Source organism: Phenylobacterium sp., from assembly GCF_036963605.1.
GTDB lineage: Bacteria > Pseudomonadota > Alphaproteobacteria > Caulobacterales > Caulobacteraceae > Phenylobacterium.
Map to the genome: position 1 here is coordinate 1 of NZ_JBALUY010000132.1, position 3837 is coordinate 3837.

The following is a 3837-nucleotide window of genomic DNA, read 5'->3' on the forward strand; positions in this document are numbered from 1 at the left end:
GTCCGACCGGCGAACCTAAGGCGCTCTCATGCGTTGGCTAAACTAAGCCCCAAACCCTCAAACCCCCTTAGCGAGGTGTTGCATGGACACGTCCGCCCTGCGCCGCGACCTTGTCACGCGGCCGATCTATCAGATGGCCAAGGGTGTTCTGCCCGAGATGTCCGGCACCGAAGCCGAGGCTATCGCCGCGGGCGATGTGTGGTGGGACGCCGCGCTGTTTTCCGGTGATCCGGACTGGCAGGCCATGCTGGACATTCCGCCGGCCACGCTGACCGAGGCCGAACGCGCCTTCATCGACGGGCCCGTCGATCAGCTCTGCGCCATGCTGGACGACTGGAAGATCAACTGGGAGGACCGCGACCTGCCGCCCGAGGCCTGGGACTTCATCAAGCGCGAGCGGTTCTTCGGGATGATCATCCCCGAGGAGTTCGGAGGCCTGGGCTTCAGCCCCTACGCCCATTCCGAAGTGGTGCGGAAGATCTCCACCCGCTCGGTGGCCGCCGCCGTGACGGTGATGGTGCCCAACTCGCTGGGCCCCGGCGAACTGCTCTTGAAGTTCGGCACGGACGACCAGAAGTCCTACTGGCTGCCGCGCCTGGCCGACGGCCGCGACATTCCCGCCTTTGGCCTGACCAGCGCCGAGGCCGGCTCCGACGCCACGGCCATGACCGACACCGGCGTGGTCTGCGAGGGCGAGTACAAGGGCCAGAAGGTGCTGGGCCTGAAGCTGAACTGGGCCAAGCGCTACATCACCCTCGGCCCCATCGCGACGGTCCTCGGGCTGGCCGTGAAGGTCAAGGATCCCGACGGCCTGCTGGGCGGCGAGGAAGACCTGGGCATTACGGTCATCCTGGCGCCGACCGACACCCCGGGCATCGAGATCGGCCGCCGGCACATTCCGGCCATGCAGGCCTTCCAGAACGGCCCCAATTCCGGCCATGACGTCTTCCTGCCCATGGACGCGATCCTTGGCGGCCAGGAGCAGATCGGCAAGGGCTGGATGATGCTGAACGCGGCGCTCGCCGCCGGGCGCGGCATCTCCCTGCCCTCCCTTTCGGCCGCAGGGGCCGCCATGGCGGCGCGCACCACCGGCGCCTATGCCCGAGTCCGCACCCAGTTCCGAATTCCCATCGGCGAGTTCGAAGGGGTGCAGGAGCGCCTGGGTCGCATCGCCGCCAACGCCTATCTGCTGGACGCCGCCCGCCGGTTCACCTGCGCGGGCCTGGCGCTTGGCCACCATCCGTCGGTGGTCTCGGCGATCATGAAGAACAGCGCCACTGAGCGGATGCGCATCAGCGCCAACGACGCCATGGACGTTCATGCCGGCAAGGCGGTCATCGACGGGCCGAAGAACTACATGGGGACCTTCTACCGCTCTGTGCCCGTGGGCATCACGGTGGAGGGCGCCAATATTCTCACCCGCAGCCTGATCGTCTTCGGCCAGGGCGCCATCCGCGCCCACCCCTTCATCTTGAAGGAGATGGAGGCCCTTGCCGACGAGGACACGCAGCGGGGCCTGGCCGCCTTCGACGTCACCGTGTGGGCTCACGCCGGCCACATCCTGCGAACCGCAAAGAACGCCTTCATCCGCTCATGGAGCGATGGCCTGATCGGGCCAGCGCCTGAGACCGGCCCGACCCGGCGCTACTACCGCAAGCTCAGCCGCTATGCGGCGAGCTTTGCGCTGGCCTCCGACGCGGCCCTTCTGACCATGGGCGGCTCCCTGAAGCGCAAGGAGATGCTCTCGGCCCGCTTCGGAGACATCCTGGCCGAACTCTATCTGCTCAGCGCCACCCTCAAGCGCTGGGAAGAGGATGGCCGCCAGGAGGCGGACCTGCCGCTGGTCGAATGGATCATGCAGGACGGCTTCCTGACCATCGAGCGTCGCCTGAAGGAGATCCTCGACAACTTCCCCAATCAGCCGGTGGCCTGGCTTCTGGGCCTGTTCGTCCTGCCCTTCGGCGTGATCCGCCGCGGCCCCAGCGACCGGGTCACCCGCGCCTGCGCCCGGCTGATCCTGGAGCCCTCGGCCACCCGCGACCGCCTCACCGATGGCGTCTATCTGGGCGCCGGCGACGACGCCGTGGCCGAACTGGAACGAGCCCTGAATCTGGTGATCTCCACCGAACCGATCCGTGACCGCATGAAGAAGCTGCGGGTCCGCGACCCGGACGCCGCCCTCGACCAGGGCCTGATCAGCCGCGAGGACCACGACAGGCTGGCCGAGGTGGCCATCGCGGTGGCCAAGGTGGTGGCCGTGGACGACTTCTCGCCGGAGGAGATCACCGGCAAGGCCACCCCGGCCGAGCAGGTGCGCGTCGAGGCCGCCGAATGAGCCGGCCGGTCTATATCGTCGATGGCGCCCGCACCCCTTTCATCAAGGCCCGCGGGCGACCTGGTCCCTTTACGCCGGTGGACCTCGCCGTCCAGTGCGGGCGGCCCCTGCTTCTCCGCCAGCCCTTTGCGCCGAGCGCCTTCGACCAAGTCATCCTGGGCTGCGTGAATGTCGTGGCCGACGAGATGAACCCCGCCCGCGTGGCGGCCCTGCGTCTGGGCATGGGCGAGGCCATGGTGGCCTTCACCGTCCAGATCAACTGCGGCTCGGGCATGCAATCCATCGACACGGCCTTCCGCTATATCCAACAGGGGACCGCCGACCTGATCCTGGCCGGCGGGGCTGAATCGCTGAGCCACGCGCCCCTGGTGCTCAGCCACGACGCCACCGAATGGTTCGCCGAGCTGAACGGCGCCCGCAGCCCGATGGCGCGGGCCAAGGCGGCCATGGGCTTCCGGCCTGATTTCCTCAGCCCCGTCATCGGGCTGGAGCGCGGCCTGACCGACCCGATCACCGACCTCAATATGGGCCAGACTGCCGAGGTGCTGGCGCAGATGTTCGACATTTCCCGCCATGAGGCCGACGTCTACGCCTCCGAAAGCCAGCTGCGCTCGGCCCGCGCCCACGAAGAGGGCTGGTTCAAGGGCGAGCTGGAGCCCGCCTTCGCACCGGACGGCGAACTCTATGACCGTGACGACGGGGTGCGACCGGACTCCAGCGCCGACAAGCTGGCCAAGCTGAAGCCGGCCTTCGAACCACCCTTCGGAAGGGTGACGGCGGGCAACAGCTCGCAGATCACCGACGGCGCCACCTGGGTCGTGCTGGCCTCCGAAGCGGCCCTAAAGGAACACGGCCTGGAGCCCCTGGCCGAGATTGTCGACAGCCGCTGGTCTGCGCTGGACCCGAGGATCATGGGGCTCGGCCCCGTTTTGTCTGCGACGGACCTGCTGCGCGCCCACGACATGACTCTGTCGGACGTGCCCATCTGGGAGATCAATGAGGCCTTCGCCGCCCAGGTCCTGGCCTGTCTGAGGGCTTGGCAGGACGATGACTTCCGCCGCAAGGCCCTGGGCCTGGAGGGCGACTTCGGCCAGATCGACCCGGAGCGGTTGAACGTCGACGGCGGCGCCATCGGCATGGGCCATCCGGTCGGCGCCAGCGGGGCGCGGATCGTCCTGCATCTGGCCAACGCCATGAAGCGTCTGTCCCAGCCCCGCGGCGTCGCCACCGAGTGCATCGGCGGCGGCCAGGGCGGCGCCATGCTGATCCAGGCGGTCTGAAGGAGACATTGATGAAGAACGTCGTCTGGAAGACGCTTGCGCCCCGGCTGATGGAGCTTGGTCCGGCTGCCGAAACGGCGGGATCGTGGAAGGCCTGGCGGCTGACCCGCGACGAGGACGGCATCGACTGGCTGATCGCCGACCAACCGGGCGCGAGCGCCAATACGGTATCCGAAGAGGTGCTGGAAGAACTCGACCAAATCCTGGCCAAGGTCGAGCAGG

3 protein-coding genes are annotated in these 3837 nt (G+C 68.0%); all 3 read left to right on the forward strand.

What is annotated here, in order from left to right:
• Positions 1–82: 82 nt before the first annotated feature.
• Entirely contained in the window at positions 83–2335 is a 2253-nt protein-coding gene (locus V7702_RS16590; protein ID WP_335651183.1) for an acyl-CoA dehydrogenase, read from the forward strand.
• On the forward strand, positions 2332–3615 hold the full coding sequence (locus tag V7702_RS16595; RefSeq protein WP_335651184.1) for an acetyl-CoA C-acetyltransferase: 1284 nt from the start codon (positions 2332–2334) through the stop codon (positions 3613–3615). Before V7702_RS16590 ends, V7702_RS16595 begins: the two co-directional genes overlap by 4 nt.
• An 11-nt stretch (positions 3616–3626) precedes the next feature.
• Positions 3627–3837: hypothetical protein (locus V7702_RS16600; protein ID WP_335651185.1), on the forward strand; the 211-nt coding region annotated here is incomplete at its 3' end.